Below are 26,019 nucleotides of genomic sequence, written 5' to 3'. Positions count from 1 at the left end.
CCGAAGGCGCCGAACCGGGACCCGGACGTGTCTCGTCGTCCGGAGGGCCGCGTTGCTCCGAGGAGCTAGTTCTGCCCGCTCACGTTGCCGGTCCCGTTGGGTGCGGGACCGGGGCTGGTGCTGTTCGCCTCCGTGCCGTTGAACGTCACCTGGGGGTTGTCGTTGTGGCGCGACTGCTCGGCGTAGAGGCCGATGTCGAATTCCACCGAATCGGTCTGGACCTCGTTTTCGACCTCCGCCGGGAGCGTCCACTCGAAGCCGATACACTGGGTGGTCGCGCCGGGGTACGGCTGGCGACCCTCCTCCTGCCGGTCGCCGTCGAGCGCGTGCCCGTCGGCGAGGAAGGTCCCGAAGAAGTCGGCCATCGACCCCTCGAAGATCTTCTGTTCGCCCGCGAGGACGACCTGCGCGATCTCCGCGTAGACGGTGTCGAGGTCGGCCGCGTCGGGAGCGACGAAGGCGTCGTCGGGCGAGGTGGCGATGTCCTCGAGCAGCCCCGTCGCCGCGCCGGCGCCGAGCGCGATGGTGAAGATGCGGATGCCGTTCGCCTTGGCCGCGTCGGCCGCCGCGATGGCCGCGCTGGCGTTGGACTGCCCGTCGCTCAGGACGATCATCACCTTCGAGGCGCCCGCGGTGGCTATCGTCCCGTTGAGCAGTTCGTTCTCACCGGCGCTGACGCCGGCCGCGATCGAGGTGCCGCCGCTCGCGTTGTATGCGTCGATCGCGTCCTTGACCGCCTGGTAGTCGGTCGTCAGTTCCTGGTCGACGTTCGCGGACGAGGCGAACGAGATCGCGGCGGCCTCGTCGGGCGAGGAGAGGTTGTCGACGAAGCTCGTCGCGGACGTCTTCAACGCCGCGATCTTGCTGCCGCCCATCGAACCGGAGACGTCGCTGACCAGGGCGACTTCCAGTTCGTTCTGCTGGCCCGTGCCCGTGGGCTCGTACACGTTGTCGCAGTCCTCGTCGTACCAGACGCAGACCTCGATGGCGTCGGCGAGCTCGCCGATGCCGTCGGTGTCCTCGCCTTCCTGTTCCATCTCGGGTTCGCTCTGCCCGTTCTCCGCGTTCTCGGTCAGCTCGCCCGCGAGGTAGAGGAACGCGGGGTTGTCACAGATGTGGACGCTGATGGTGACTTCGCCGGAGTCGCCGGGCTTCACGTCGTCGAGCGTGAACACCGGGATTCCGTCGCCGTTGACAAGGAATTCGTCGGCCTCGGGCGAACAGAAGTCGAACTCCTCGTCTTGGACGAGGTCCTCCCACGCCTGCATGTCCGCGGGGCTGGGCGCCTGGTCGAGCAGGTAGCGCCCGTCGCCGAGGTCCTCGGCGTCCGGGTAGCCCATGGACTGGACGTGCTCCAGGCGGCCGGGGCCGCCGAGGTACGTCGACTTGTAGTCCAGCTTCAGGTCCAGCTCGCCCGCGGTGAGCGTGTTGCCCTCGAACGCCTCCGTGTCGTTGAAGTACGCCGTGGTACCGAGTCCCGCGCCCGCGGAGGCCACGCCGACGGCCCCGAGGCCGGCGAGGACTTTGCGCCGCGAGAGTCCGATTGTGTCGTTTGTGTCTTGGCTCATGCTTTCTCCCCCGACCCGCCCCCGTCCGCGACCGGACAGCCGAATCGGTTACTTCCCCCTCCGAGGGATACCGACGTAGTTACGCGCTCCCATGTCACCGTCGAACGACCGATTCCACGTGATAGAACGTCTCAGTCGCCGAGTCGAACGGAGCGTTCGACCGGCGGTCCGGCGCCCCTACTCCGGCCGATATTGCCGGTATGGCCCCCGTACCGCCGCCTCGGAACGCGGCACGGAGACCGTACTCGTCGGGCCGAATCCGACAGGGACCTCGTACTCCCGCCGCTCGAAGGGGGATCTCACCGGGTAGCGAGTTCATACATATACCCCTGTCTGACGCAGTAGGCGACAGACCTCGGACGCCGCCGAGCGCGGTCTCCGGATCCCCACCCATGAAACTCCGAACCGACGTGCTTCCGGCCGAGCAGGTGTACACCATCCTCGCGAACGAGCGCCGACGGCGCGCGATCGAACAGCTCAGGTCCGTCGGCGGGCCCGTCTCGGTCAACGAACTGTCGACGCTCGTCGCGGGGCGCGAGACCGGCGAGAGCCCGCCGCCGAAGCGCTGTCGCGAGAGCGTGTACACGTCGCTCGTCCAGACCCACCTCCCGAAGCTGGCGGACGCGGGCGTCATCACGTACGACCGGGACTCACAGACCATCGAGCTCTCGCGACGCGCGCGAGACGTCCGGCTCTACACGGAGATCCTCGCGCCCGGCGGCGCGACGTGGTCTGAGATCTACCGGGCGCTCGCGGTGGCGTCGCTGCTCGTCGTGCTCGCCGCGCTCCTCGACGCCCCGCTCGTGTCTGCCGTCGACCCGGTCCTCTGGACCAGCCTCGCGCTCGGCGCCTTCGCCGCCGCGAGCGCCGTCCAGCTGTGGGTCAACCGCTTCTCGGTGCTGCGACAGCTACGGCCGCGGTGACTCGGCTCGAAAAAACAGCTCCTACTCGATTTTCGACCACTTCCCTTCGATTCCCCTCCGTCGCTTCAGTTCTCTTCCGTCGGTTCGATTTCCTGGCTTTCCTACTCGCTCGCGGCCGCGAGCGACGGCGGTAGCCGAAGCTCGAACAGTCGGGCGTCGCAGCCCGCACACCGCCCGGCGACGACGTCGTAGCTGGCACAGCAGGACTCGACGACCCGCTCTTCGAGCGCCACGTCCCCGGCGCAGGCGGGGCATTCCTCGACGAACAGCCGGAGGGCCCCGAGGACGGTGCTCTGGTCCGCGAGCGGCAGGTCGGTCCAGTCGTCGCGGGTCGCCGTCAGCACGCGGTCGGCCGCGGCGTCCGCCCGAAACGCCGCGCGCGACTCCCAGTGGCCAATCTTCTCGTCGCCCGCGTACGCGAAGCCGACGCCCTCGTACCAGTCGATCGCCAGCTCGTCGCGGTCGACCCCGGTGAGCGACGCGAGCGCGTCGAGGTCGCCGTCGGTCGGCGCGTCGGCGTCGACCGCCGCCCGCCACGCCGCGGCGAAGTCGGGCGCGAACGCGAAGTCGTCGCCCCCCGGCGTCTCGACGAGGACGCCGGCGTCGAGGAGGTACGCCTCCGGGTCGACGTCGCCCGCCGGACGCGTCCCGCGTTTCGTCTCGCCGGGCGCCTTGCCGAACAGCGCGAGGACGCGCTCGGGGAGGTAGCGCTTCGTGAGCTCGGGCGTCCCCGGGACGAGGTAGCCGCGCAGCCAGATCGCCGCGAGCGAGGCCCCGAACCCGGCCGCGCCGAGGAGCGGCGCGCCGACCGCCGTCACCGCCGCCGCGCCGACCGCCGCGATCCCGACGTTGACGACCGTACACGGCAGACAACGGTTCTCGCCGGTGTACTCGGGCTGCCGGAGGCGGTCGACGGCGGTCCGGGCGGGTCGTCCGAGTCTGGCCGACAGCGTGGCGCGTGACGCGTTCATACACACGGAACGGCGGCGAACCGACCTATGTATGGGCCGCCTACCACCCAGTCGTGCCCGATTCGCCGTCTCGAAAAGTCACAAAATATACTATATAGAGAGTATAGCAGAAGTAGACTGTAATAGCGTTCTTTTGATCGGTGTCAGCGCCGTTTTGAAGCCCTGAACGGCGTGATTCTACCGCACTATTGGATCGCGACATCTCAAATTATTGTTAACCGCAACTGATAAGACCTCTCCTGATAATCTAGCTTCAACTTGAATGGATGAGCCATGACACCACAACTCACTGGGTCGGAAGCATCGCTCGCCGACGGCGAGGACGGCTCCTCGCGGGACGCCGCCGGTCCCTCGCGCGACGAGGTGTTCACCGCGCTGAGTAACGCGCGGCGGCGGAACGTCATCAAGTACCTGAAAACGAACGGTTCGGAGGCGCGAGTCCGCGACATCGCCGAGCAGCTGGCGGCCTGGGAGAACGACGTCGAGATCAACGAGGTCACGTACAAACAGCGCAAGCGCGTGTACACCGCCCTCCACCAGTCGCACCTCCCGAAGCTGGCCGAAAGCGGGTTCATCGACTACGAGCGCGACCGCGGGCTGGTGTCGCTCACCGAGGAGAGCCGGCAGCTTGAGGTGTATCTGGAGGTCGTCTCGGAAAACGAGATCCTCTGGAGCGAGTACTACGTCGGGCTCGCGGCCGTGTGCGGGCTGCTGGCGGCCGCGGCGTGGACCGGCACCGCCCCGTTCGACGCCGTCTCCGGATACGCGTACGCGGTGCTTTTCGCCGGGATATTCGGCGTGTCCGGACTGTTCCATCGGCTGTCGACGAAGCGGAACCGACTGGGGTAGGCGGCGGCTGAGCGTCCGCAGCCTCCCGTCACTCGACCCCGTCGAGCGCGGCGGGCTCCAGCTCGAAGACCCGCGCTTCGCACCCGTCACAGCGCCCGACGACCACGTCCCGAGCGGTACAGCAGGAGGCGACGACCTCCTCGCTAAGCGTCACCTCGGCCCCGCAAGCCGGACACTCCTCGACGAACAGTCGGAGCCCGCCGAGCACCCCGCTGCGCGCCGCCTGCGGGAGGTCGGTCCATTCGTCGTCGCTCGCGCGAAGCACGCGGTCGGCGGCGGCGTCCGCGAGGAACGCCGGCCGCGACACCCAGTGGCCGACCCGCTCGCCGTCGACGGCCGCGACCACCGCGTTTCCGCGCTCCTCGACCGACAGCCTCGGCTCGTCGTCGGGCGGCACGTCGGCGAGCCGCGCCACCGCCGGACCGTCGGCCGTCTCCCGGGCGGTCTCGAGTTCGCTCCGCCACGCGGACGCGAACCACGGCGCGTACGTCAGGTCGCTCCCGTCGTCGGTCTCGACGAGCGCGTCCGCGGCGAGCAGGTACGACTGCGGGTCGACGGCGACGCCCTCGGCCGACTCGCCCGACGGGTCGGCCTCGTCCGTCGGCGTCCCGATCGCGGCCGAAGCCCCCGATTCCACCCCGGCCGCCGGCGGCGCCTTGCCGAACAGCCGGAGCACCGACTCCGGGAGGTAGCGCTTCGTGAGCTCGGGCGTGCCGGGCACGAGGTAGCCGCGCAGCCAGATCGCCGCGAGCGAGAGCCCCGTCGCGGCCGCGCCGACAACGGGATCGACGGCGACGGCGACCGCCGCGCCGAGCGCGACGCCGATCGTGACGTTGACAGCGGTACAGGGGGTACAGCGATTCTCGCCGGTGTACTCCGGTTGGCGGAGGCGATCAACGACCCCGCTGCCCGACGCGTCCATACCGCGCCTACGCGGGGCGGGTGCTTGTAATTACGGACGCGCTGGGGCAGACCAGTCTCGCCGCCCGTCGCGGTCCGGCCGCTCACTACCGCCCGTCTAATACCCGCAGGGTTTTAGCCGCGCACGGCGGGTGTACGGACATATGGCAACGGGGATCGTCGGGGAGTTCCTCGATCTCAAGGCGGAGACGGACGCGGACGTCCTCGCGATGCAGTGCGGCGACTTCTACGAGTTCTTCGCGGACGACGCGGAGCTGGTCGCCGACGAGCTGGACCTCTCCATCTCGCAGAAGTCCTCCCACGGCTCGTCGTACCCGATGGCGGGCGTCCCCCTCTCGGAGCTGACGCCGTACGTGAACGCGCTGGTCGAGCGGGGATACCGGGTCGCGGTCGCGGACCAGTACGAGACCGACGACGGCGGCCACGCCCGCGAGGTCGTCCGCGTCGTCACGCCCGGCACGGTCCTGGAGACGAGCGACGACGACGCGCGCTACCTCGCGGCCGTCGTCCGGGAGGGGGACGCCGGCGGCGCGACGGGCGCGGTCGACGCCGCCGACGGCCCCTACGGGCTCGCCTTCGCCGACGTGACGACGGGGCGGTTCCTCGCGACGACGGTCGAGGACGGCGGCGACCTGCGCGCCGAGCTCTACCGGTTCGACCCCGCGGAGGTGCTGCCCGGCCCGCACGTCCGCAACGACGACGGCCTGCTCGGCGCGGTCCGGGAGGACCTCTCCGGGCGCGTGACCGCCTTCGACGCGGAGGCGTTCGCGGCGGGCCGCGCGAGACACGCCGTGCGCGAGCAGTTCGGCCGCGAGACGACCGACAGCGTCGGGCTGGACGCGGACCTCGCGGTCCGCGCGGCGGGCGCGGTCCTCTCGTACGTCGAGGAGACGGGCGCGGGCGTGCTGGCGTCGATGACCCGCCTCACCGCCTACGGCGCCGACGACCGCGTCGACGTGGACGCGACCACCCAGCGCAACCTCGAGATCACGGAGACGATGCGGGGCGACGCCGACGGCTCGCTGTTCGACACCGTCGACCACACCGTCACCGCCGCCGGCGGGCGGCTGCTCCGGGAGTGGCTCACTCGCCCCCGGCGCGACCGCGAGACGCTCGCCGACCGCCTCGACGCCGTGGAGGCGCTGGCGTCCGCGGCGCTCGCCCGCGACCGGATCCGCGAGGTGCTCGGCGACGCCTACGACCTCGAACGGCTCGCGGCGCGGACGACGAGCGGAAGCGCGGGCGCACGCGAACTCCTCTCGGTGCGGGACACGCTCGCGCTGCTGCCGGACCTCGCCGACGCGGTCGCCGACACTCCCCTCGCCGACTCGCCCGCGGCCGCCGTCCTCGAACGCGTCGACCGCGACCGCGCGGCCGCCCTCCGGGAGGAGCTCGCCGAGGCGCTCGCCGAGGACCCGCCGAAGGCGAAGACGGGCGGCGGGCTCCTCAAGTGCGGCTACGACGACGAGCTCGACGAGCTGATCGAGCGCCACGAGTCGGTGAAGTCGTGGCTCGACGAACTCGCGGAGCGCGAGAAGCGCCGGCACGGGCTCAGTCACGTCACCGTCGACCGCAACAAGACGGACGGCTACTACATCCAGGTCGGGAAGTCGGTGGCGGATCGGGTCCCCGAGGGCTACCGCGAAATCAAGACGCTGAAGAACTCGAAGCGGTTCGTCACCGACGAGCTGGCGGAGAAGGAGCGGGAGGTCCTCCGCCTGGAGGAGGCCCGCGGCGACCTGGAGTACGAGCTGTTCGAGGAGCTGCGCGAGCGCGTCGCCGAGCGCGCAGAGCTGCTCCAGGACGCCGGCCGGGCGGTCGCGGAGCTCGACGCGCTCGCCTCGCTCGCGACCCACGCCGCCCGCAACGACTGGACGCGCCCGGAGCTGACCGACGAGCGCCGCCTCGACGTCGAGGCCGGGCGTCACCCCGTCGTCGAGGGGACGACCGACTTCGTCCCGAACGACCTCCGGCTCGACGCCGAGCGCGGCTTCCTCATCGTCACCGGCCCGAACATGAGCGGGAAGTCGACGTACATGCGCCAGGCCGCGCTGATCCAGCTGCTCGCGCAGGCGGGCTCGTTCGTCCCCGCCCGCGCAGCCGAGGTGGGGCTCGTCGACGGCATCTACACCCGCGTCGGCGCGCTCGACGAGCTGGCGCAGGGGCGGTCGACGTTCATGGTCGAGATGCAGGAGCTGTCGAACATCCTCCACTCCGCGACCGACGAGTCGCTCGTCATCCTCGACGAGGTCGGCCGCGGCACCGCCACCTACGACGGCATCTCCATCGCGTGGGCCGCGACCGAGTACCTCCACAACGAGGTGCGCGCGCGGACCCTCTTCGCCACCCACTACCACGAGCTGACGACGCTCGCGGACCACCTCCCGCGCGTCGCGAACGTCCACGTCGCCGTCGACGAGCGCGACGGCGAGGTGACCTTCCTCCGCACCGTCCGCGACGGCCCGACGAATCGCTCGTACGGGGTCCACGTCGCCGACCTCGCCGGCGTGCCGGACCCCGTCGTCTCCCGCGCGGACGAGGTCTTGGACCGGCTCCGCGAGGAGAAGGCCATCGAGGCCCGCGGCTCGCGGAACGGGGGAGACGCCACCGACGGGTCCCCCGGCGACGGCGGGACCCAGCAGGTCGTGTTCGACCTCTCGTCGGGGTCGTTCTCGGGCGGCGGCGACGCCGAGGGGGCGACCGCGGACACCTCGGTCCCCGAGGCGGGTCGCAACGGCGCGGCCCCCGGATCCCAACCGGCGGAAGCCGCCGAGTCGACGGCGACCGGCGGCGGCGAGCCCGAGAGTTCCGGGCCCGCCGACGGCCTCGACCCCGAGACCCGCGCCGTGATCGAGGAGCTGAGCGACGTCGACGTCGCGGCGACGGCGCCGGTGGACCTGCTCTCCCGCGTCCAGAAGTGGCAGGAGCGGCTGGAGTGAGGGCGCGTCTGACGTAAGAACTAATGTCTGACCTCGTCGTGTGGTGTGTATGGGCATCATGAGCAAGATCCTCGGCGGCAGTGGGAGCCGCTCCGTCGACGATTACGTCGAGCTCGACTCGGACGACTTCGCCGACGCGCACGCGGAGACGGGGACGCAGGTACACTTCGCCGAGATCGGCGACCAGAGCGACGTCATCCCGATCAAAGACGCCGTCTACGACGGCGACTTCGTCATCGCGGACATCACTCGCCACTCCACGTCGGACCGGACGATAGAACACGTCTACGACGAGCTCCGCCAGGTGGTCCAGGAGGTCGACGGCGACATCGTCCAGAAGGGCGACGACCAGATCATCGTCACCCCGACCGGCGTCAAGGTCTCGCGGCAGAAGCTGTAAGCGCCGCGTTCCGGCGATCTTCTCTCTCCGATTCTCCCGCAGGCACCCCTTTGTAGCCCGCGTTCGCCCGTATCGGTCGAACCGTGTCATATATGCCGTTCTCCCGCCCACGTAGAGTCGAATGGACGAGCCGGTCCTCCTGACGGGCGCCGGCGGACGGGTGGGACAGGCCATCCTCCGCGGTCTCGGCGACGAGTACGACTGGCGGCTCCTCGACCGCGAGCCGCTCCCGGCCGCGAAGGTGCCCGACGGGGTCACCGACGCCGACCGGTACGTCGCCGACATCACCGACGAGCGCGCCGTCCGCGAGGCCGTCGCCGACGTCGGCGCGGTGATCCACCTCGCCGGCGACCCGCGGAAGACGGCGCCGTGGGACTCGGTCCTCCGGAACAACATCGACGGGACGCAGGTCGTGATGCGCGCCGCCGCCGAGGCCGGCGTCGAGAAGTTCGCGTTCGCCTCCTCGAACCACGCCGTCGGCGGCTACGAGACGGCCGAGCGGACCCCGGACCTGTACCGCGCCGAGGACGACTACCGGCTCGACGGGAGCGAGCTGCCCCGCCCCGGCAACCTCTACGGCGTCTCGAAGGCGGCCGGCGAGTCGCTCGGCCGCTTCTACCACGACGAGTTCGACATGAGCGTCGTCTGCGTCCGCGTCGGGAACCTCACCAAGGACCACCCGCCCCGCGAGTACGAGCGCGGGCAGGCGATGTGGCTCTCGCACCGCGACTGCGCGCACCTGTTCGACCGCTGTCTCCGCGCGGAGTACGGCTACGAGATCGTGTACGGCATCTCGGACAACGACCGCCGCTACTACTCCATCGAGCGCGCCCGCGAGGCGCTCGGGTACGACCCCGCCGACAACTCCGCCGACTACACCTTCGAGGGCGAGCCGAAGCCCGACCGCGACGCCGAGGCGGACGGCGACCGCTACGCGCCCGAGTCCTTCGCGCCGGACGCCGACCGCCCCGCCAACGAGTCGCCGGCCGACCCGAACTTCCCGGCCGACCCGGACGACGCCTGACCAGCCCGCCGCGCTCAGAACAGCCCGTCGACGTCGCGGCGCTTCCGCTCCTCCCGGTCGACGTGATCGCCGAGCCGCGCGGCCACCTGCGGCCGGGCGTCGGGCGTCCGGAGGTACGCGAACAGCAACTCGGCGAACTCGGTCCGACCCGTCCCGCGCTCCTCCCGGGCGAAGGCCGCCGCGGTCGCGAGCGTCTCCGGGTCGCCCGGCTCGCCCGCCGTCGCGAGCGCCGGCGCCGCGACCCCGGCCGCGGCGAGCGACAGGCCGTCGACCGTCGGCGCCTCGCCGCCGACCCGGATCCGCGGCGCGCTCGCGGGGTCCGCTCCCCCCGGATCGGCCGCGAGCCGTTCGGCCCACTCCCGGGCGGGAGCCAGCGCGACGCCCCGCACGTCAGCGACGCCCCTCAGCGCCGCCGCGGCGTCGTCCGCCTCCGCCGCCGCGCCGGCGCGGTCGCCGTCGGCCGCCCGGTGCGACGCCGCCGCGGTCGCGGCGAGCGCCCGGAGCAATCGCTCGTCGGCGCGGTCGCGCTCGCCGTCGCCCGGACCGGTCTCGCCGGCCGAATCGGTGTCTCCGTCGCGCTCGTCGGGGGCGGGTCGTCGGCCCCGGTCCCAGGCGACGCGCGCCGCGAGGAAGCGCCGCTCGTTGAACAGCGCGGCGCCGGCCCCGAGCGCGGCTGACGGGCCGGGCGCGTCGCGTGGGCCTCGATCCGGACCGCGGTGGCGGTCGGTCACGCCTCACGGTCGGCGACGGCGCATGATAAATGTCGAGTTCCGCGCCGGCAGGGCGGCGCGTCAGGGGGGAGTGGAAGGCGGCGCGTCAGCGGGGAAGTGGAGGGCGGCGCGTCAGCGGCGGAATCGGGACCGGCCGCCGGATCAGGCCTCCCGGACGGCGCCGTCGTCGTCCGGCAGGCGGACCGTTCGGTCGACCGTGGCGGGGTAGCGCCGGTGGACCGCCGCGCCGGCGACGGCACCGCAGAGGGCCGCCAGCGCGACGGCGGCCGCGGTCGGGAACGACAGGGCCGCCACCGTCGCGACCGGCAGCGCCGCGAAGGCGACCATCGCGCCGCGCGACGGGAGCGGTTCGGACGGTCGGGGACCCGCGTTCGGGTCGGGGCGGGCGGTGCGTCCGGAGGGGGATCGGTCTGCGTTCATCGTCGGATGGGGTGTGGTGCGAGGCGGACGCCTCGCGGGTCGAGTCGGTTCGGCCGTCGAGAACGGCGGGACGCGCTACGAGTCGAGGCCGTCGCGTCGGCGAAGGGAGCGGTGGGGGGCTCGCCTCGGTGGACGAGCCGGCCGTCCCCGCGTCGGGGTCACGCGGCGACGGCGCCGAGGAGAGCGGCGACCGGCCCGCGGACCTTCCGGACGCTCCGGCGGGGGGCGAACGTCGGGATGGGGTCGCGGACGGTCATGGGTTCGACCCGGCGGTGGGGACCGACCGGGCGTATTCTCACCCAGAAACGGAATCGAGTTAATAGTTGCTCGTGTGTGTGACCCAATGCCGCGCCCGGCGGTCGCGGCCGACCGGCCACGCCCCCCGATCACCAGTACACTAAGGAAGGCCGGGAGCGTATCGCCGGTAGCCGTGTCCAGTAGCCTGCTCCCGGTGATCGCGGTCGTCCTCGTCTCGGGGCTCGGGGTCCAGCTCCTCGCGCACCGACTGCGGGTCCCCAGCGTCATCTTCTACCTCGCGATCGGGGTGCTGTTGGGGCCCGAGCTGCTGGGGCTGGTGACGCTGGAGACGTTCGGTGACGGCCTGGAGATCATCGTCGGGCTCAGCGTCGCGATCATCGTCTTCGAGGGGGCGTTCGCGCTCCGGATCGACCGGATCCGGCGCGCGTCGACGGCGTCGCTCCGGCTGGTGACCGTCAGCGCCCTCGTGATGTTCGTCGGGACCGCGGCCGCGGTCCGCGCCTTCACCGACGGCACCTGGGAGATCGCGCTCCTGATCGGCGCGCTGCTCGTGGCCACCGGCCCCACCGTCATCACGCCGATCCTCGACGTCGTCCGAGTGCGCGACCACGTCGCGACCGCGCTGGAGACCGAGGGGATCGTCAACGACGTGACGGCCGCGATCGTCGCGGTCGTCATCTTCGAGACGCTGCTGCTCGACGACCTCGGCGTCCCCGCGACGGTGGTCTCGTTCCTCCAGCGGTTCGGCGTCGGGGTCGCGGCGGGGCTGCTCGCCACGGTCGTCATCTACGCGCTGCTGGAGAGCGACCTCGTCCCCGAACGCGACGTGCAGGCGTCGCAGTTCCTCGTGCTCGCGGCCGCGATCGGGTCGTTCGCGGCCGCGGAGGCGGTCGCCGCGGAGGCGGGCATCGCGGCGGCGGCGACGAGCGGGATCCTCCTCGGGAACCTCGGGATCGACAACCGCGAGGAGATCGAGCGGTTCGCGCAGAACACCACCACGATCGTCTTATCGTTCGTGTTCATCTCGCTCGCGGCGCTTATCGACGTGGAGGCGATCGCCGGCCTCGGGCTCGGCGTGGTCGCGATCGTGGTCGTCGTCATGCTCGTCCTCCGGCCGCTGGGGGCGTTCATCGCGACGGCCGGCGTCGAGCGGTTCACCCGGCCCGAGCGGCTGTTCCTCGCGAGCGTCGGCCCGCGGGGGATCATCCCGGCGAGCGTGGCGACGCTGTTCGCCATCGAGCTGGAGCTCGCGGGCAGCGTCGCCGCCGGCGAGCTGCTCGTCGGCACGGTGTTCGCGGTCATCTTCGCGACGGTCCTCGTGGAGGCGGGGCTCGCGCGGCAGATCGGAGAGTTCCTCGGAGTGTCACCAATGCGCACGATAATCATCGGCGGGGGTCGGGTCGGCCAGGCGCTCGCCACGCGACTGGAGAACAGGGGCGAGTACGTCGTGGTCGTCGAGACGGACCCCGACGTCGTCGAGCGCGCGCGCTCGGCCGGGTTCACCGTCTACGAGGGCGACGGCAGCGACACGGAGACGCTGCGCGAGGCGCACATCGAGGACGCCAAGCGGTTCATCACGACGACGGCCGACGACGACATCAACCTCCTCGCCTGTCAGCTCGCGATCACTAAGTTCGACGTCGAGTCCGTCTACTCGCGCGTGAACGACCCGGACAACGTCGACGCCTTCGACAGCATCGGCGTCACCGGCATCGACGCCACGACCGCGACCGCGGTCGCCATCGACGACGAGATCGAGCGGCCCGCGCTCACCCACTGGATGAACGAGCTCGGCGACAGCCACGACGTTCAGGAGATCGAGGTGACCTCCGAGACGCTCGCGGGGCAGAGCATCCGCGACCTCAACGCGCAGATCCCCGACGGCACCTTCGTCGCCGTGGTCAGCCGCGACGGCGACAACCGCGTCCCCTCGGCGGACAGCGTCGTCGAGGTGGGCGACCACCTGACGTTCATCGGCGACACCGACGGGGTCCGCCGCGCGATGGAGCGCTTCCACCCGCACGACTAAGACGTACATTACGGCGTTCGAACCGCTCGCGGTGGGGGAACTGCGGCTGATGACCTGATTTTGAGCCATTTAGCAGCCGTAGGCGTTGTTGAAATACCACCATTCAGACATATTCTCGTCCGAAACAGCCGGTCGGTGAGATCCGCTTCGTGACTAATGACTGTAATTTAAGACATTCGGACATAACGAGTTTCATATGCCCTCCTCAAAACGTATTGCGGCGGTGTTGGTACTGATCGGTATCATTGGATTGGCGTATTCGGTACTGACTGGTCAAGTCATAATTGGAGCGTGGTTGACGCTTTCAGCATTTGGTGTCGCGGCACTGGTGTACTACGGCGATTCCGAACGTCATACGCTCACTCGTGCTGCGATCGCTGTCACGGTTGCCTATGGCATTTTTATGCGCCAGCTGCCGGTGGCTGTCATCGCCGCCTGTGTTGTCTACCTCTCTGCGTGGCTTACCGGACCAAACAGTCCGTTCAACGCACCCGACACAGCGATATTTCCTACTCGACAAACAACTGCTGAAGGATCAGAAGACATTGATTGACAGTCCTGATCTCTTGTACTGACCAGTCTACTACTGTTCCGTCTTGAGCGATCCGCGGTTCACCTGTACTGACCACAGTAGCCCGGAACCTGTCACCGCCTGAGGATTTCAACAGAGCCGAGCCGCACCAACGAGGCGTCCTGACGGAGTCCTGCGCGAGCGAAGCGAGCGCAGGGCCCGTCAGGACCGAACGCAGCGGCTGTCGAACGAAGTGAGACAGCCGCAAAGTGAGCGTCCTGACGGAGATTTGAACTCGGAACGACGGTCGGCCTCGCTTCGCTCGGCCGCTGCGACGTTCCTGCTCAAATCTCCGTGGAGTTTTCGGACACACGCACGGCTCGCTACGCTCGCCGTATTGTGTGTCCGAAAACGTCCTGACGGAGATTTGAACTCCGGTCCCTGGCTCCGCAAGCCAAGAGGATAGTCCACTACCCTACCAGGACTCATCTCTACGTATCGCGGTAGAACTTAAGACGGTTACGGTCCGGCGGCCGCGTGCTCCCGGTCCGCACGGACTCTCCGGGCGGGATGAACACCTTTTGTATCGACGGGCACCATGAACCGCTATGCGACGCCTTCGAGCCGCGACCGCGCCCCGCGCCGGTCGCCCCGCCGACCGGCCGGGAGCCGGCGCGAACCCCGGGCAACGGCAACGCTTATGCGCGACCTCGCCGACCACGGAGGGACGAGTATGGGAGCCATAGAAGAGGTGTACGAGGACCTCGACACCGAGGTCGAGTTCGAGGAGTTCGAGGCCGCGGTCGAGGACAAGGTCGAGCAGATGGGCGGGCTCGCCGACGAGGAGACCGCCGCGATGCTCATCGCGCACGAGCTGCGCGACGAGGAGGCCGACACCATCGCCGACATCGAGCCGGGAATGAACGAGGTGAAGTTCCTCGGGAAGGTGACCGCCATCGGCGAGGTCCGGACCTTCGAGCGCGACGACGACGAGGCCGAGGAGGGCCGGGTGTGTAACGTCGACGTCGCGGACGCCTCCGGCTCCGTCCGGGTCGCGCTGTGGGACGACATGGCCGCGGCCGCCGAGGAGGAGCTCGAAGTCGGGCAGGTCCTCCGCGTCATGGGCCGCCCCAAGGAGGGGTACAGCGGCCTCGAAGTGAGCGCGGACAAGGTCGAACCGGACGAGGACGCCGAGGTCGACGTCCAGGTGCTCGACACCTACCGCGTCGAGGACCTCACGCTCGGCGCGTCCGACGTCGACCTCGTCGGTCAGGTGCTCGACACCGACTCGATCCGGACGTTCGACCGCGACGACGGCAGCGAGGGGCGCGTGGCGAACCTCACCGTCGGCGACGAGACGGGCCGCGTCCGCGTCACGCTGTGGGACGGGAAGGCCGACCTCGCCGGGGAGTTCGACCCCGGCGAGGTCGTCGAGGTCGGCGACGGCTACGTCCGCGAGCGCGACGGCGACTTAGAGCTCCACGTCGGCGACCGCGGCACCGTCGAGCGCGTCGACGAGGACGTCGAGTACGTCCCGGAGACGACCGACATCGCCGACCTCGAGATCGGCGAGACCGTCGACGTCGCCGGCGGCGTCATCGAGACGGACCCGAAACGGACGTTCGACCGCGACGACGGCAGCGAGGGGCAGGTCCGCAACGTCCGGATCAAAGACGAGACGGGCGAGATCCGCGTCGCGCTGTGGGGCGACAAGGCCGACCGCGAGATCGAACTGGCCGACCGCGTCGTCTTCACCGACGTGGAGATCCAGGACGGCTGGCAGGACGACCTGGAGGCGTCCGCGAACTGGCGCTCGACCGTCTCGGTCCTGGAGGGAGAGGGCGACGCGGCGGACGCCGCCGGCGGCGGACGCTCGGGCGACGACCGCGACGCCGACGAGACCGGGCTCGGCGCCTTCGCCGAGGACGGACGGAAGGCGGCCGCGGAGGCCGTCGCCGGCGAGGGCGGCGAGGACGAGGCGAGCGGCGCGGGCGGCGCCGCGGCCGCGACGGCGGAGCAGTCGGGCGAGGCGGTGGAGTTCACCGGGACGGTCGTCCAGACGGGCGACCCGGTCGTCCTCGACGACGGCCAGCGGACGAAGACGGTCGAGACCGACGCGAGCCTCCGCCTCGGCGAGGAGATTACCGTTCGCGGGCCGGAGCGAGACGGCACCATCGACGCCGACGACGTCTTCTGACGCGGCCGGCTCCCCTCCGGAACCGGCGGCCACGCGGGTAACGGAAAGCGTTATACGATACACGGACGCGACTGTGTGTATGAGTGTCGAGTTGCCGTTCGCGCCGGTCGACGGGATCATCCGGCGGAACGCGGGGGAACTCCGCGTCAGCGCGGACGCCGCCGAGGAGCTCGCGCGACGGATCCAGTCGCACGGCGCGGAGCTGGCCGTCGACGCGGCCGAGCGGGCGACCGCGGACGGTCGGAAAACGCTGATGGCGGCCGACTTCGGGGTCGAGCAGGTCGTCAGCCGCGAGGACCTCACGCTGCCGGTCGCGCCCATCGACCGGATCGCTCGGCTCCGGATCGACGACCGGTACCGCGTGGGCGTCGACGCGCGGGTCGCGCTGGCGGACATCCTGGAGGACTACGCGGACAACGTCGCGAGCGCGGCCGCGACGCTGGCCCGCCACGCGGACCGACGGACGGTACAGGCCGAGGACATCGAGACGTACTTCGCGCTGTTCGAGTAGATGCGGTTCGGCTACAGCGAGCGGTGCCTCGACCACGACACCGGCGAACGACACCCGGAGAACCCGGACAGGCTCCGCGCGATCCGCCGCGGGCTCGCCAAGCGCCACGGCGTCGAGTACGTCGAGGCCGACCCCGCCGAGAAGGCGGCGGTCACGGCGGTCCACGACGCCGCGTACGTCGACGAGCTCGAGTCGTTCGTGGCGGACGGCGGCGGGAGCTGGGACCCCGACACCGTCGCAAGCGACGGGACGTGGGACGCCGCGCTCGCCTCCGCCGGCCTCGCCCAGTGGGCGGCCCGCGCGGCGCTCGACGGCTCGACCGGTCGACAGACGCCGTTCGCGCTCGGCCGCCCCCCGGGCCACCACGCGGTCACCGACGACGCGATGGGCTTCTGCTTCTTCAACAACGCCGCCGTCGCGGCCCAGACGGCGCTCGACGAGGACCTCGCGGACCGCGTCGCGATCTTCGACTGGGACGTCCACCACGGCAACGGGACGCAGGACATCTTCTACGACCGCGGCGACGTCTTCTACGCGTCGCTCCACGAGGACGGCCTCTACCCGGACACCGGCGATCTCGACGAGACCGGCGAGGGGGACGGCGAGGGGGCGACCGCGAACCTCCCGCTGGCGGCCGGCGCCGGCGACGCCGACTACCTCTACGCCGTCGACGAGGGGATCGCGCCCGCCGTCGACCGGTTCGACCCCGACCTGCTGATCGTCTCCGCGGGCTTCGACGCGCACCGCCACGACCCCATCTCGCGGATGCGCGTCTCCTCGGAGGGGTACGCGCTGTTAACCGACCGGATCCGGACGCTCGCCGAGAACGTCGGCGCCGCGGACGCGTACGTGCTGGAGGGCGGCTACGGGCTGGACACGCTGGCCGAGGGCGTCTCGATGGTCCACGAGACGTACGACGGGCGGCCGCCCGTGGACACCGACGAGGATCCCGACGCCAAGACGGAGTCGCTCGTCGACGACCTCCGGGCGGAACTGGGCCTGTAAGGCGCGGGGAGTCGCTTCGCTTTCTTGTTCAAATCCCTTCTGGGTACGTCGACGCCGGATTCGCTCGTCGCTACCGCTCCTCGTTCGTAGTCGGCGTCGAGAAGAACGCCCGGAGCGGGATTTGAACCCGCGTCACGACCGTGACAGGGTCGTATGATGGGCCACTACACCATCCGGGCAGACAGCGACAGCGCCCCGAAACGTGGGGACGCCCGGAGCGGGATTTGAACCCGCGTCACGACCGTGACAGGGTCGTATGATGGGCCACTACACCATCCGGGCTTGTCGCATCAGTTCGTATCCCTGTCTGGCAAATAAGGCTTGTCATCCCTGGCGGGAGTGCGGGTGGGTGACAGGGAACTGCGGCCTGCGGGCCGCGACGTTGCGGGGCCGGTCGGGGTCGCGGCCGGTATGCTTTTGTGCCGACCGCGCGTGTGTGGGAGTGTCGCTCGCCCCGCGACCGTGAGCCGTGCGCGGCGCGCTTGGTAACTCTTATGCCGCTGGCGTATATACGAATCTGTAGTATCTCGTGATAGCTTCTCCCCACCACCAGCACCCATGGTAGACGTAAGCCAACACGAACTCGTCCCGGACCACGTTCTCCTCGACGACCCCGAGGAGGTCGAGGAGGTCCTGGCGGAGTACGACGTGAAGAAAACGAATTTACCGAAGATCAAGCGCACAGACCCCGCGCTCCCCGACGAGGCCGAAGTCGGTGACGTGGTGAAGATCGTCCGCGACTCCCGTACGACCGACGAGGCGGTCGTGTACCGACTGGTCGTCTCATGAACAGGCAAGACCGACGCGTGGTTTCACGCGAGTACTTCTCGGACGAACGGCTCGCCGAACACCACTTCCGCTCGTTCAACAACTTCCTGGACCGCGGCATGCAGGAGGTGGTCGACGAGAAGGAGACGATCGAGACGGACATCGGCGACAAGGAGGGCCAGGAACCGGTGTACGTCGAGCTCGGCGACGTGCGGATGGTCACCCCGCGGGTCCGCGAGGCCGACGGCTCCGAGGAGCTGCTCTACCCGCAGGAGGCGCGCCTCCGGAACATCACCTACTCGGCGCCCGTGTTCATGGAGATGTCCATCGTGCGCGGCGGCGAGGACGAGCCCGAACAGGTCGTCGACACGACCGAGACCAAGGTCGGCCGGATGCCGATCATGGTCGGCTCGGACAAGTGTAACATGGCGGGCTTCTCCGACGAGGAGCTCATCGACATCGGCGAGGACCCCGTCGACCCCGGCGGCTACTTCATCGTCAACGGCTCCGAGCGCGTGCTGATGACCTCGGAGGACCTGGCGCCGAACAAGATCCTCGCGGAGTACGACTCGAAGTACGGCGACGAGATCCAGGTCGCGAAGACGTTCTCCCAGCGCCGCGGGTACCGCGCGCTGGTCCTCTGTGAGCGCAACCGCGAGGGGCTGCTCGAAGTGTCGTTCCCCTCCGTCTCCGGCTCTATCGACTTCGTGACGCTGGTCCGCGCCCTCGGGCTCGAATCCGACGAGGAGATCGTCCACCGCGTCTCGGACGACCCCGAGATCGTGAAGTTCATGCTGGAGAACTTAGAGGAGGCCTCGGTCCAGACGACCGAGGAGGCCATCGAGACCCTCGGCGAGCGCGTCGCCTCCGGTCAGGGGAAGAACTACCAGCTCAAGCGGGCGAACTACGTCATCGACCGCTACCTGCTCCCGCACCTCCACGAGGAGGGCGTCGACGAGGAGGACGTGCGGATCAACAAGGCGTACTACCTCTGCCGGATGGCCGAGGCGTGCTTCGAGCTCGCCTTAGACCGCCGGGAGGCCGACGACAAGGACCACTACGCGAACAAGCGCCTGAAGGTCTCCGGCGACCTCATGCGTGACCTGTTCCGCACCGCGTTGAACAAGCTGGCGCGCGACGTGAAGTACCAGCTCGAACGCGCGAACATGCGGAACCGGCAGCTCACGGTCAACACGGTCGTCCGCTCGGACGTGCTGACCGAGCGGCTCGAACACCCGATCGCGACGGGCAACTGGGTCGGCGGCCGCTCGGGCGTCTCCCAGCTCGTCGACCGGACGGACTACATGGGCGTGCTCTCGCACCTGCGGCGCCTGCGGTCGCCGCTGTCGCGGTCGCAGCCGCACTTCGAGGCGCGGGACCTCCACGCGACCCAGTGGGGTCGCATCTGTCCCTCCGAGACCCCGGAGGGGCCGAACTGCGGGCTCGTGAAGAACTTCGCGCAGGCGATGGAGCTCTCGCAGACGGTCGAGGACGAACAGGGGCTGAAACGAGAACTGGCGTCGATGGGTGTCGAGGGGATCCCCGGCATCGAGGGCGTCGACCGACAGACGGCGGACGACTGATCATGGCACAAGCAGAACGCGAAGCGAAGGTGTACGTCAACGGGAGCCTCGTGGGCACCCACGAGAACCCCCACGAGCTCGCGGAACAGATCCGCGAGGCGCGCCGCCGGGGCGACGTCTCGGAGATGGTGAACGTCTCGGTCAAAGACCGGACCCGCGAGGTCATCGTCAACGCCGACGCGGGGCGGGCGCGGCGCCCGCTCATCGTCGTCGAGAACGGCGAGCCGCTCCTCGGCGACGAGGAGATCGAGGCCCTCGAACGCGGCGACGTCGAGTTCGAGGACCTCGTTGAGCGCGGCTACGTCGAGTTCATCGACGCCGAGGAGGAGGAGGACATCCTCGTCGCCGTCGACGAGGAGGACGTGACCGAGGACCACACGCACCTCGAGATCGACCCGCAGCTCGTCTTCGGCATCGGCGCGGGGATGATCCCGTACCCAGAACACAACGCTAGCCCGCGGATTACCATGGGCGCGGGGATGATGAAGCAGTCGCTCGGGCTCCCCTCGGCGAACTACCGGATCCGGCCGGACACGCGCCAGCACCTCCTCCACTACCCGCAGCTGGCGATGGTGAAGACGCAGACCTCCGACCAGATCAGCTTCGACGAGCGGCCGGCGGCGCAGAACTTCGTCGTCGCCGTGATGTCCTACGAGGGGTTCAACATCGAGGACGCGCTGGTGATGAATCAGGGCTCCGTCGACCGCGCGCTCACCCGCTCGCACTTCTTCCGGACCTACGAGGGCGAGGAGCGCCGCTACCCCGGCGGCCAGGAGGACCGCTTCGAGATCCCGGACCAGGACGTGCGCGGCGCCCGCGGCGAGGACGCCTACACGCACCTCGACGAGGACGGCCTCGTCAACCCGGAGACGAAGGTCGACGAGTCCTCCGTCCTGCTCGGCAAGACCAGCCCGCCGCGCTTCCTCGAAGAGCCGGACGACATGGGCGGGCTCTCCCCGCAGAAGCGCCGCGAGACCTCGGTGACGATGCGCTCGGGCGAGTCGGGCGTCGTCGACACCGTGACGCTGATGGAGGGCGAGGACGGCTCCAAGCTCTCGAAGGTGAAGGTGCGCGACCAGCGGGTCCCCGAGCTCGGGGACAAGTTCGCGTCCCGACACGGACAGAAGGGCGTCGTGGGCCACCTCGCGCCCCAGGAGGACATGCCGTTCACCGAGGAGGGAGTCGTCCCCGACCTCGTGATGAACCCGCACGCGCTGCCGTCGCGGATGACGGTCGGCCACGTGCTGGAGATGCTCGGCGGCAAGGTCGGCTCGCTGCGCGGCTCGCGGGTCGACGGCACGCCGTTCCAGGGCGAAGACGAGGAGGAGCTCCGCGACCAGCTCGAGGAGTACGGCTTCAAGTCCTCCGGCAAGGAGGTCATGTACTCCGGCGTCACGGGCGAGAAGATCGACGCCGAGATCTTCGTCGGGACGATCTTCTACCACAAGCTGTACCACATGGTGTCGAACAAGCTCCACGCCCGCTCGCGCGGGCCGGTCCAGGTGCTCACGCGCCAGCCGACCGAGGGGCGCGCCCGCGAGGGCGGCCTGCGCGTCGGGGAGATGGAGCGCGACACGATCATCGGCCACGGCGCGTCGATGGTGCTCAACGAGCGACTCCTGGAGTCCTCCGACGCCGAGACGGTCCACGTCTCCGCGGAGACCGGGCTCGTCGCCGTCGAGGACCGCGAGCAGCGCCGCGTGTACGACCCGGTCACGGGCGACGAGGACGACATCCACGAGCTGGAGGTCAGCTACGCGTTCAAGCTCCTGCTCGACGAGATGATCGCCCTCGGCATCCGACCGAAACTCGAACTGGAGGACGCGATTTAGATGTCAACGCAAACACCGAAAGTGCTCGGCGGGATCGACTTCGGCCTCATGGACCCGGAGACGTACCGGGACATGTCCGCGACGAAGGTGATCACGGCCGACACGTACGACGACGACGGCTATCCGATCGACATGGGGCTGATGGACCCGCGACTGGGCGTCATCGACCCCGGCCTGGAGTGCCGAACCTGCGGTTCCCACTCCGGGTCCTGTAACGGCCACTTCGGCCACATCGAGCTGGCCGCCCCGGTCATCCACGTGGGCTTCACGAAGCTCATCCGACGGCTGCTCCGCTCGACGTGCCGCGAGTGCGGGCGGCTCGCCTTGGACGACGCGCAGCGCGACGAGTTCCGCGACCGCTACGAGCGGGCGAAGGAGCTTGGCGACGACGAGCACGACGTGCTGAAGGCCGCCGTCCGGCAGGCCCGGAAGGCGTCGACCTGCCCGTTCTGCGGCGAGCCGCAGGCGGACATCAAACACGAGAAGCCGACCACCTACTACGAGGTCCAGGACGTGCTCTCGGGCGACTACTCCGAGCGCATCGCGGCCGCGATGCAGCCCGACGAGGAGGAGGACGACCCGGGCACCTCCCCGCAGGAGCTCGCCGACGCGACCGACATCGCCCTCGACCGGATCAACGAGATCATGGCCGGCGAGTTCCGCCCGCGCAAGGAGGACCGCCGCGCCATCGAGAAGGCGCTCGACGTCGACCTCACCGAGGAGGACATGAACAAGCTGATGCCCTCGGACATCCGCGACTGGTTCGAGGACATCCCGGACGAGGACCTCGAAGTGCTCGGCATCGACGCCGAACACTCCCGGCCGGAGTGGATGATCCTGACGGTGCTGCCGGTGCCGCCGGTGACCACCCGTCCCTCCATCACGCTGGACAACGGCCAGCGCTCCGAGGACGACCTCACCCACAAGCTGGTCGACATCATCCGGATCAACCAGCGGTTCATGGAGAACCGCGAGGCCGGCGCCCCGCAGCTGATCATCGAGGACCTCTGGGAGCTCCTCCAGTACCACGTCACCACGTTCGTCGACAACGAGATCAGCGGGACGCCCCCGGCGCGACACCGCTCCGGGCGCCCGCTGAAGACCCTCAGCCAGCGGCTGAAGGGCAAGGAGGGCCGCTTCCGCGGCTCGCTGTCCGGCAAGCGCGTCAACTTCTCCGCCCGGACGGTCATCTCGCCCGACCCGACGCTCTCGCTGAACGAGGTCGGCGTGCCCGACCGCGTGGCCAAGGAGATGACCCAGACGCTCAACGTCACCGAGCGCAACGTCGAGGAGGCGCGGCAGTACGTCCGGAACGGGCCCGAGGCCCACCCCGGCGCGAACTACGTGCGCCGCCCCGACGGTCGCCGCCTGAAGGTGACCGAGAAGAACTGCGAGGAGCTCGCCGAGAAGGTCGAGGCCGACTGGGAGGTGAACCGCCACCTCGTGGACGGCGACATCGTGATCTTCAACCGGCAGCCCTCGCTGCACCGGATGTCCATCATGGCCCACGAGGTCGTGGTGATGCCGTACAAGACGTTCCGGCTCAACACCGTCGTCTGTCCGCCGTACAACGCCGACTTCGACGGCGACGAGATGAACATGCACGCGCTCCAGAACGAGGAGGCCCGCGCCGAGGCCCGCGTCCTCATGCGCGTCCAGGAGCAGATCCTCTCGCCCCGCTTCGGCGGGAACATCATCGGCGCCATCCAGGACCACATCTCCGGCACCTACCTGCTCACCCACTCGAACCCCGAGTTCACGGAGACCCAGGCGTTGGACCTGCTCCGCGCCACGCGCGTGGACGAGCTGCCCGAGGCCGACGGCGTCGACGACGACGGCCGCGAGTTCTGGACCGGTCGCACGCTGTTCTCGGAACTGCTCCCGGACGACCTGGACCTCTCCTTCGCCTCCTCGGCCGGCGACGAGGTCGTCATCGAGGGCGGCCAGCTGATCGAGGGCACCATCGACGAGGACGCGGTCGGCGCGTTCGGCGGCGAGGTCGTCGACACGCTCACGAAGGAGTACGGCGAGACCCGCGCCCGCGTGTTCATCAACGAGATCGCGTCGCTGGCGATGCGCGCGATCATGAACTTCGGGTTCTCGATCGGGATCGACGACGAGTCGATCCCGCCGGAGGCCGAAGAGCAGGTCGACGACGCCATCGAGAGCGCCTACGACCGCGTCCAGGAGCTCATCGAGACGTACGAGGCCGGCGAGCTGGAGTCGCTCCCGGGCCGCGGCGTCGACGAGACCCTGGAGATGAAGATCATGCAGACGCTCGGGAAGGCCCGCGACTCGGCCGGCGAGATCGCCGACCAGCACTTCGGCGACGACAACCCGGCGGTCGTGATGGCCCGCTCCGGCGCCCGCGGTTCGATGCTGAACCTGACGCAGATGGCCGGCTCGGTCGGCCAGCAGGCGGTCCGCGGCGAGCGGATCAACCGCGGCTACGAGGACCGGACGCTCTCGCATTACCGGCCGAACGACCTCTCCTCGGAGGCCCACGGCTTCGTGGAGAACTCCTACCGCGGCGGGCTCACGCCCCAGGAGTTCTTCTTCCACGCGATGGGCGGCCGCGAGGGGCTCGTCGACACGGCGGTCCGGACCTCCAAGTCCGGCTACCTCCAGCGCCGGCTCATCAACGCGCTCTCCGAGCTGGAGGCGCAGTACGACGGCACGGTCCGGGACACCTCGGGCCGGATCGTCCAGTTCGAGTTCGGCGAGGACGGCACCTCGCCGGTGAAGGTCTCCTCCGGCGAGGAAGACGGCATCGACGTCGAGGGGATCGTCGACCGCGTGGTCGACGCGGAGTTCGCCTCGGACGAGGAGAAGGAGCGGTTCCTCGGCGAGCGCGAGCCGCCGACGAACCTCTCGGAGCACGCCGGGCCGGGGCTGAACAAGGCCGGCGGGCCGGGGGTGGAGTCCGATGACTGAGTACGACCACGTCACCGACGACATGGAGGCGGTCGTGGAGGCGACCGAGCTCCCACGTCGGCTCAAGACGAAGGTGTACGAGGCCATCGACCGGAAGGCCGAGGAGGCCGGCGAGGTCACCATCGAGCAGGCGACCGACATCGTCGACGGCGTCGTGAACCGCTACGAGCAGACGCGGGTCGACCCCCTCGACCCCGTCGGGACGGTCTCGGCGCAGTCGATCGGCGAGCCCGGGACGCAGATGACGATGAACACGTTCCACTACGCGGGCGTCGCGGAGATCGACGTCACGCAGGGGCTCCCCCGGCTCATCGAGCTGGTGGACGCCCGGAAGACGCCGGACACGCCGATGATGACGGTCCACCTCGACGGCGAGTACGCGACCGACCGCGAGAAGGCTCACGAAGTCGTCTGGTCGATCGAGGCGACGCGCATCCTCGCGCTCGGCGACGTGTCGACGAACGTCGCGGACATGCTGGTCCGGATCGACCTGAACGACGACACCCTCTTGGAGCGGTGGCCCACCCACTCTGACCCGACGGAGGTCGCGGAGATCATCGCCGAGACGATCGAGGACTCGCTCGGCGTCGAGACCCGACAGGCCGGCACGGTCATCGAGTTCGGCCCCAACGAGCCGAGCTACCGTGAGCTGCTCCAGCTCGTCGAGCGGCTCCGGGAGATCGTGTTCAAGGGCATCGAGGAGATCGAGCGCGTCGTCATCCGCAAAGAGGAGATCGACGGCGACGAGGAGTTCGTCCTCTACACCGAGGGGTCGGCGTTCGGCGACACCCTCGACATCGAGGGCGTCGACGCCTCGCGGACGACGTGTAACAACATCCACGAGATCTACCGGAACCTCGGGGTCGAGGCGGCCCGCGAGACGATCATCGACGAGACGAAGAACACGCTCGAAGAGCAGGGGCTCGACGACGTGAACGTCCGGCACCTCATGCTCGTCGCCGACATCATGACGAACAACGGCGAGATCGAGTCGATCGGCCGGCACGGCATCTCCGGCAACAAGGACTCGGTGCTCGCGCGCGCGGCGTTCGAGGTGACGGTCAACCACCTGCTCGACGCCGCGATCCACGGCGAGTACGACGACCTCGACGGCGTCATCGAGAACGTCATCGCCGGCAAGCCCATCTCGATGGGGACCGGCGACGTCGACCTCCGGATGGGGTCGCGCGTCGTGAGCGACGACTAATGCGCGTCGAGCTCTCCGACGAGGCGCGGCGGTACATCGGCCGGTTCGACGATCTGACCGGGGTCACGCCGACCGACTGCCTCGTGGAGGGCGACCGGCTCGTGTTCGTGGTCCCGGCCGGCGAGATGGCGGCCGCGATCGGCCAGGGCGGCGAGACCGTCGCGGAGGCCGAACGGCGGCTCGACAAGTCGATCGAACTGGTCGAGGACGCGGACACCGCCGAGGCGTTCGTCGCCAGCACGCTCGCGCCGGCGGCCGTCAACGCCGTCACCATCTCCGAGCAGAACGACCGCGTGGCGTACGTCGAGGTCCCGGAGGCCGACCGCGGCGTCGCCATCGGCGCGGACGGCGCGAACATCGAGACCGCCCGCCGGCTCGCGGAGCGGCACTACGACGTCGACGACGTGCAGCTGACCTGACGGCGAACCCACGCCCTTT

At 69.6% G+C, this 26,019-nt stretch carries 21 protein-coding genes and 3 tRNA genes; 16 read left to right on the top strand and 8 right to left on the bottom strand.

Going from position 1 to position 26,019, the window contains the following annotated elements:
• Positions 1–65: 65 nt before the first annotated feature.
• Positions 66–1,568 carry a vWA domain-containing protein gene (locus AMR74_RS00820; RefSeq protein ID WP_053770184.1) on the bottom strand — a complete coding sequence of 501 codons (1,503 nt, stop codon included), beginning with the start codon at positions 1,566–1,568 and terminating at the stop codon, positions 66–68.
• 392 nt (positions 1,569–1,960) lie between these two features.
• Between AMR74_RS00820 and AMR74_RS00815 the strand changes: the two genes are divergently transcribed.
• A complete protein-coding gene (locus AMR74_RS00815; RefSeq protein WP_053770183.1) occupies positions 1,961–2,491 on the top strand; it encodes a DUF7344 domain-containing protein in 531 nt (176 codons plus the stop codon).
• 101 nt (positions 2,492–2,592) lie between these two features.
• Here the strand turns inward: AMR74_RS00815 and AMR74_RS00810 are convergent, their stop codons facing one another.
• The gene (locus AMR74_RS00810; RefSeq protein WP_053770182.1) at positions 2,593–3,462 is read right to left on the bottom strand and encodes a hypothetical protein; all 870 of its coding nucleotides are present in this window, start codon (positions 3,460–3,462) and stop codon (positions 2,593–2,595) included.
• A 273-nt stretch (positions 3,463–3,735) separates the two neighbouring features.
• On the opposite strand from AMR74_RS00810, the gene AMR74_RS00805 reads away from it, so the two are divergent.
• Complete coding sequence (locus AMR74_RS00805; RefSeq protein ID WP_053770181.1) at positions 3,736–4,311, top strand: DUF7344 domain-containing protein; 576 nt, start codon at positions 3,736–3,738, stop codon at positions 4,309–4,311.
• Between the two features lie 28 nt (positions 4,312–4,339).
• On the opposite strand, the gene AMR74_RS00800 is transcribed toward AMR74_RS00805, so the two are convergent.
• Positions 4,340–5,233, bottom strand: a complete 894-nt coding sequence (locus AMR74_RS00800; protein ID WP_053770180.1) for a hypothetical protein — start codon at positions 5,231–5,233, stop codon at positions 4,340–4,342.
• A 142-nt stretch (positions 5,234–5,375) separates the two neighbouring features.
• Here AMR74_RS00800 and mutS point away from each other — a divergent pair, with 142 nt between their 5' ends.
• The 3 genes from mutS to azf all read left to right on the top strand — a co-directional run bounded on the left by mutS (position 5,376) and on the right by azf (position 9,595).
• Entirely contained in the window at positions 5,376–8,171 is a 2,796-nt protein-coding gene (gene mutS / locus AMR74_RS00795) for a DNA mismatch repair protein MutS (RefSeq protein WP_053770179.1), read from the top strand.
• Positions 8,172–8,220: 49 nt separating this feature from the next.
• Complete coding sequence (locus AMR74_RS00790) at positions 8,221–8,571, top strand: cell division protein SepF (protein WP_053770178.1); 351 nt, start codon at positions 8,221–8,223, stop codon at positions 8,569–8,571.
• Positions 8,572–8,692: 121 nt separating this feature from the next.
• Entirely contained in the window at positions 8,693–9,595 is a 903-nt protein-coding gene (azf, locus tag AMR74_RS00785) for an NAD-dependent glucose-6-phosphate dehydrogenase Azf (RefSeq protein WP_053770177.1), read from the top strand.
• Between the two features lie 14 nt (positions 9,596–9,609).
• Here the strand turns inward: azf and AMR74_RS00780 are convergent, their stop codons facing one another.
• Both AMR74_RS00780 and AMR74_RS00775 read right to left on the bottom strand, forming a co-directional pair.
• Positions 9,610–10,326 (bottom strand): hypothetical protein, encoded by a 717-nt coding sequence (locus AMR74_RS00780; protein ID WP_053770176.1) that lies wholly within the window; start codon positions 10,324–10,326, stop codon positions 9,610–9,612.
• Between the two features lie 141 nt (positions 10,327–10,467).
• Complete coding sequence (locus AMR74_RS00775; protein ID WP_233561675.1) at positions 10,468–10,746, bottom strand: hypothetical protein; 279 nt, start codon at positions 10,744–10,746, stop codon at positions 10,468–10,470.
• A gap of 451 nt (positions 10,747–11,197) precedes the next feature.
• Between AMR74_RS00775 and AMR74_RS00770 the strand changes: the two genes are divergently transcribed.
• Positions 11,198–13,033, top strand: a complete 1,836-nt coding sequence (locus tag AMR74_RS00770) for a cation:proton antiporter domain-containing protein (RefSeq protein WP_053770174.1) — start codon at positions 11,198–11,200, stop codon at positions 13,031–13,033.
• Positions 13,034–13,229: 196 nt separating this feature from the next.
• On the top strand, positions 13,230–13,586 hold the full coding sequence (locus tag AMR74_RS17040) for a hypothetical protein (protein ID WP_077152239.1): 357 nt from the start codon (positions 13,230–13,232) through the stop codon (positions 13,584–13,586).
• 370 nt (positions 13,587–13,956) lie between these two features.
• On the opposite strand, the gene AMR74_RS00765 is transcribed toward AMR74_RS17040, so the two are convergent.
• Positions 13,957–14,029, bottom strand: a tRNA-Arg gene (locus tag AMR74_RS00765).
• A gap of 248 nt (positions 14,030–14,277) precedes the next feature.
• Between AMR74_RS00765 and AMR74_RS00760 the strand changes: the two genes are divergently transcribed.
• From AMR74_RS00760 to AMR74_RS00750, 3 genes are all read left to right on the top strand, one after another.
• On the top strand, positions 14,278–15,741 hold the full coding sequence (locus AMR74_RS00760) for a single-stranded DNA binding protein (RefSeq protein WP_199236337.1): 1,464 nt from the start codon (positions 14,278–14,280) through the stop codon (positions 15,739–15,741).
• A gap of 79 nt (positions 15,742–15,820) precedes the next feature.
• Positions 15,821–16,252 carry a histone family protein gene (locus tag AMR74_RS00755; RefSeq protein ID WP_004599099.1) on the top strand — a complete coding sequence of 144 codons (432 nt, stop codon included), beginning with the start codon at positions 15,821–15,823 and terminating at the stop codon, positions 16,250–16,252.
• Positions 16,253–17,257 (top strand): histone deacetylase family protein, encoded by a 1,005-nt coding sequence (locus AMR74_RS00750; protein WP_053770172.1) that lies wholly within the window; start codon positions 16,253–16,255, stop codon positions 17,255–17,257.
• 106 nt (positions 17,258–17,363) lie between these two features.
• Here AMR74_RS00750 and AMR74_RS00745 read toward each other — a convergent pair.
• Both AMR74_RS00745 and AMR74_RS00740 read right to left on the bottom strand, forming a co-directional pair.
• Positions 17,364–17,436 (bottom strand) — tRNA-Asp (locus tag AMR74_RS00745).
• Positions 17,437–17,466: 30 nt separating this feature from the next.
• Positions 17,467–17,539, bottom strand: a tRNA-Asp gene (locus tag AMR74_RS00740).
• A gap of 276 nt (positions 17,540–17,815) precedes the next feature.
• Between AMR74_RS00740 and AMR74_RS00735 the strand changes: the two genes are divergently transcribed.
• Genes AMR74_RS00735 through AMR74_RS00710 form a run of 6 tightly spaced genes read left to right on the top strand, consistent with a single transcriptional unit; the run spans position 17,816 to position 26,000 of the window.
• Entirely contained in the window at positions 17,816–18,046 is a 231-nt protein-coding gene (locus tag AMR74_RS00735; RefSeq protein WP_004599097.1) for a DNA-directed RNA polymerase subunit H, read from the top strand.
• Positions 18,043–19,608, top strand: coding sequence for a DNA-directed RNA polymerase subunit B'' (locus AMR74_RS00730; RefSeq protein ID WP_053770171.1), 1,566 nt, complete (start codon positions 18,043–18,045; stop codon positions 19,606–19,608). Before AMR74_RS00735 ends, AMR74_RS00730 begins: the two co-directional genes overlap by 4 nt.
• Positions 19,609–19,610: 2 nt before the next feature.
• Positions 19,611–21,440: a DNA-directed RNA polymerase subunit B gene (gene rpoB, locus AMR74_RS00725; protein ID WP_053770170.1), complete on the top strand. Its 1,830-nt coding sequence runs from the start codon at positions 19,611–19,613 to the stop codon at positions 21,438–21,440.
• Positions 21,441–24,374, top strand: a complete 2,934-nt coding sequence (locus tag AMR74_RS00720; RefSeq protein ID WP_199236338.1) for a DNA-directed RNA polymerase subunit A' — start codon at positions 21,441–21,443, stop codon at positions 24,372–24,374.
• Positions 24,367–25,581, top strand: coding sequence for a DNA-directed RNA polymerase subunit A'' (rpoA2, locus tag AMR74_RS00715; protein ID WP_053770168.1), 1,215 nt, complete (start codon positions 24,367–24,369; stop codon positions 25,579–25,581). Before AMR74_RS00720 ends, rpoA2 begins: the two co-directional genes overlap by 8 nt.
• On the top strand, positions 25,581–26,000 hold the full coding sequence (locus AMR74_RS00710; RefSeq protein WP_053770167.1) for a NusA-like transcription termination signal-binding factor: 420 nt from the start codon (positions 25,581–25,583) through the stop codon (positions 25,998–26,000). The genes rpoA2 and AMR74_RS00710 overlap by 1 nt, the downstream gene beginning before the upstream one ends.
• The last annotated feature ends 19 nt before the right edge of the window (positions 26,001–26,019 follow it).

It is taken from the genome of Halorubrum tropicale (assembly GCF_001280455.1).
In the GTDB taxonomy this organism is placed as follows: Archaea; Halobacteriota; Halobacteria; order Halobacteriales; family Haloferacaceae; genus Halorubrum; species Halorubrum tropicale.
The sequence above is the reverse complement of the archived record's forward strand: the minus strand, read 5'-3'. Positions and strand labels throughout refer to the sequence as shown.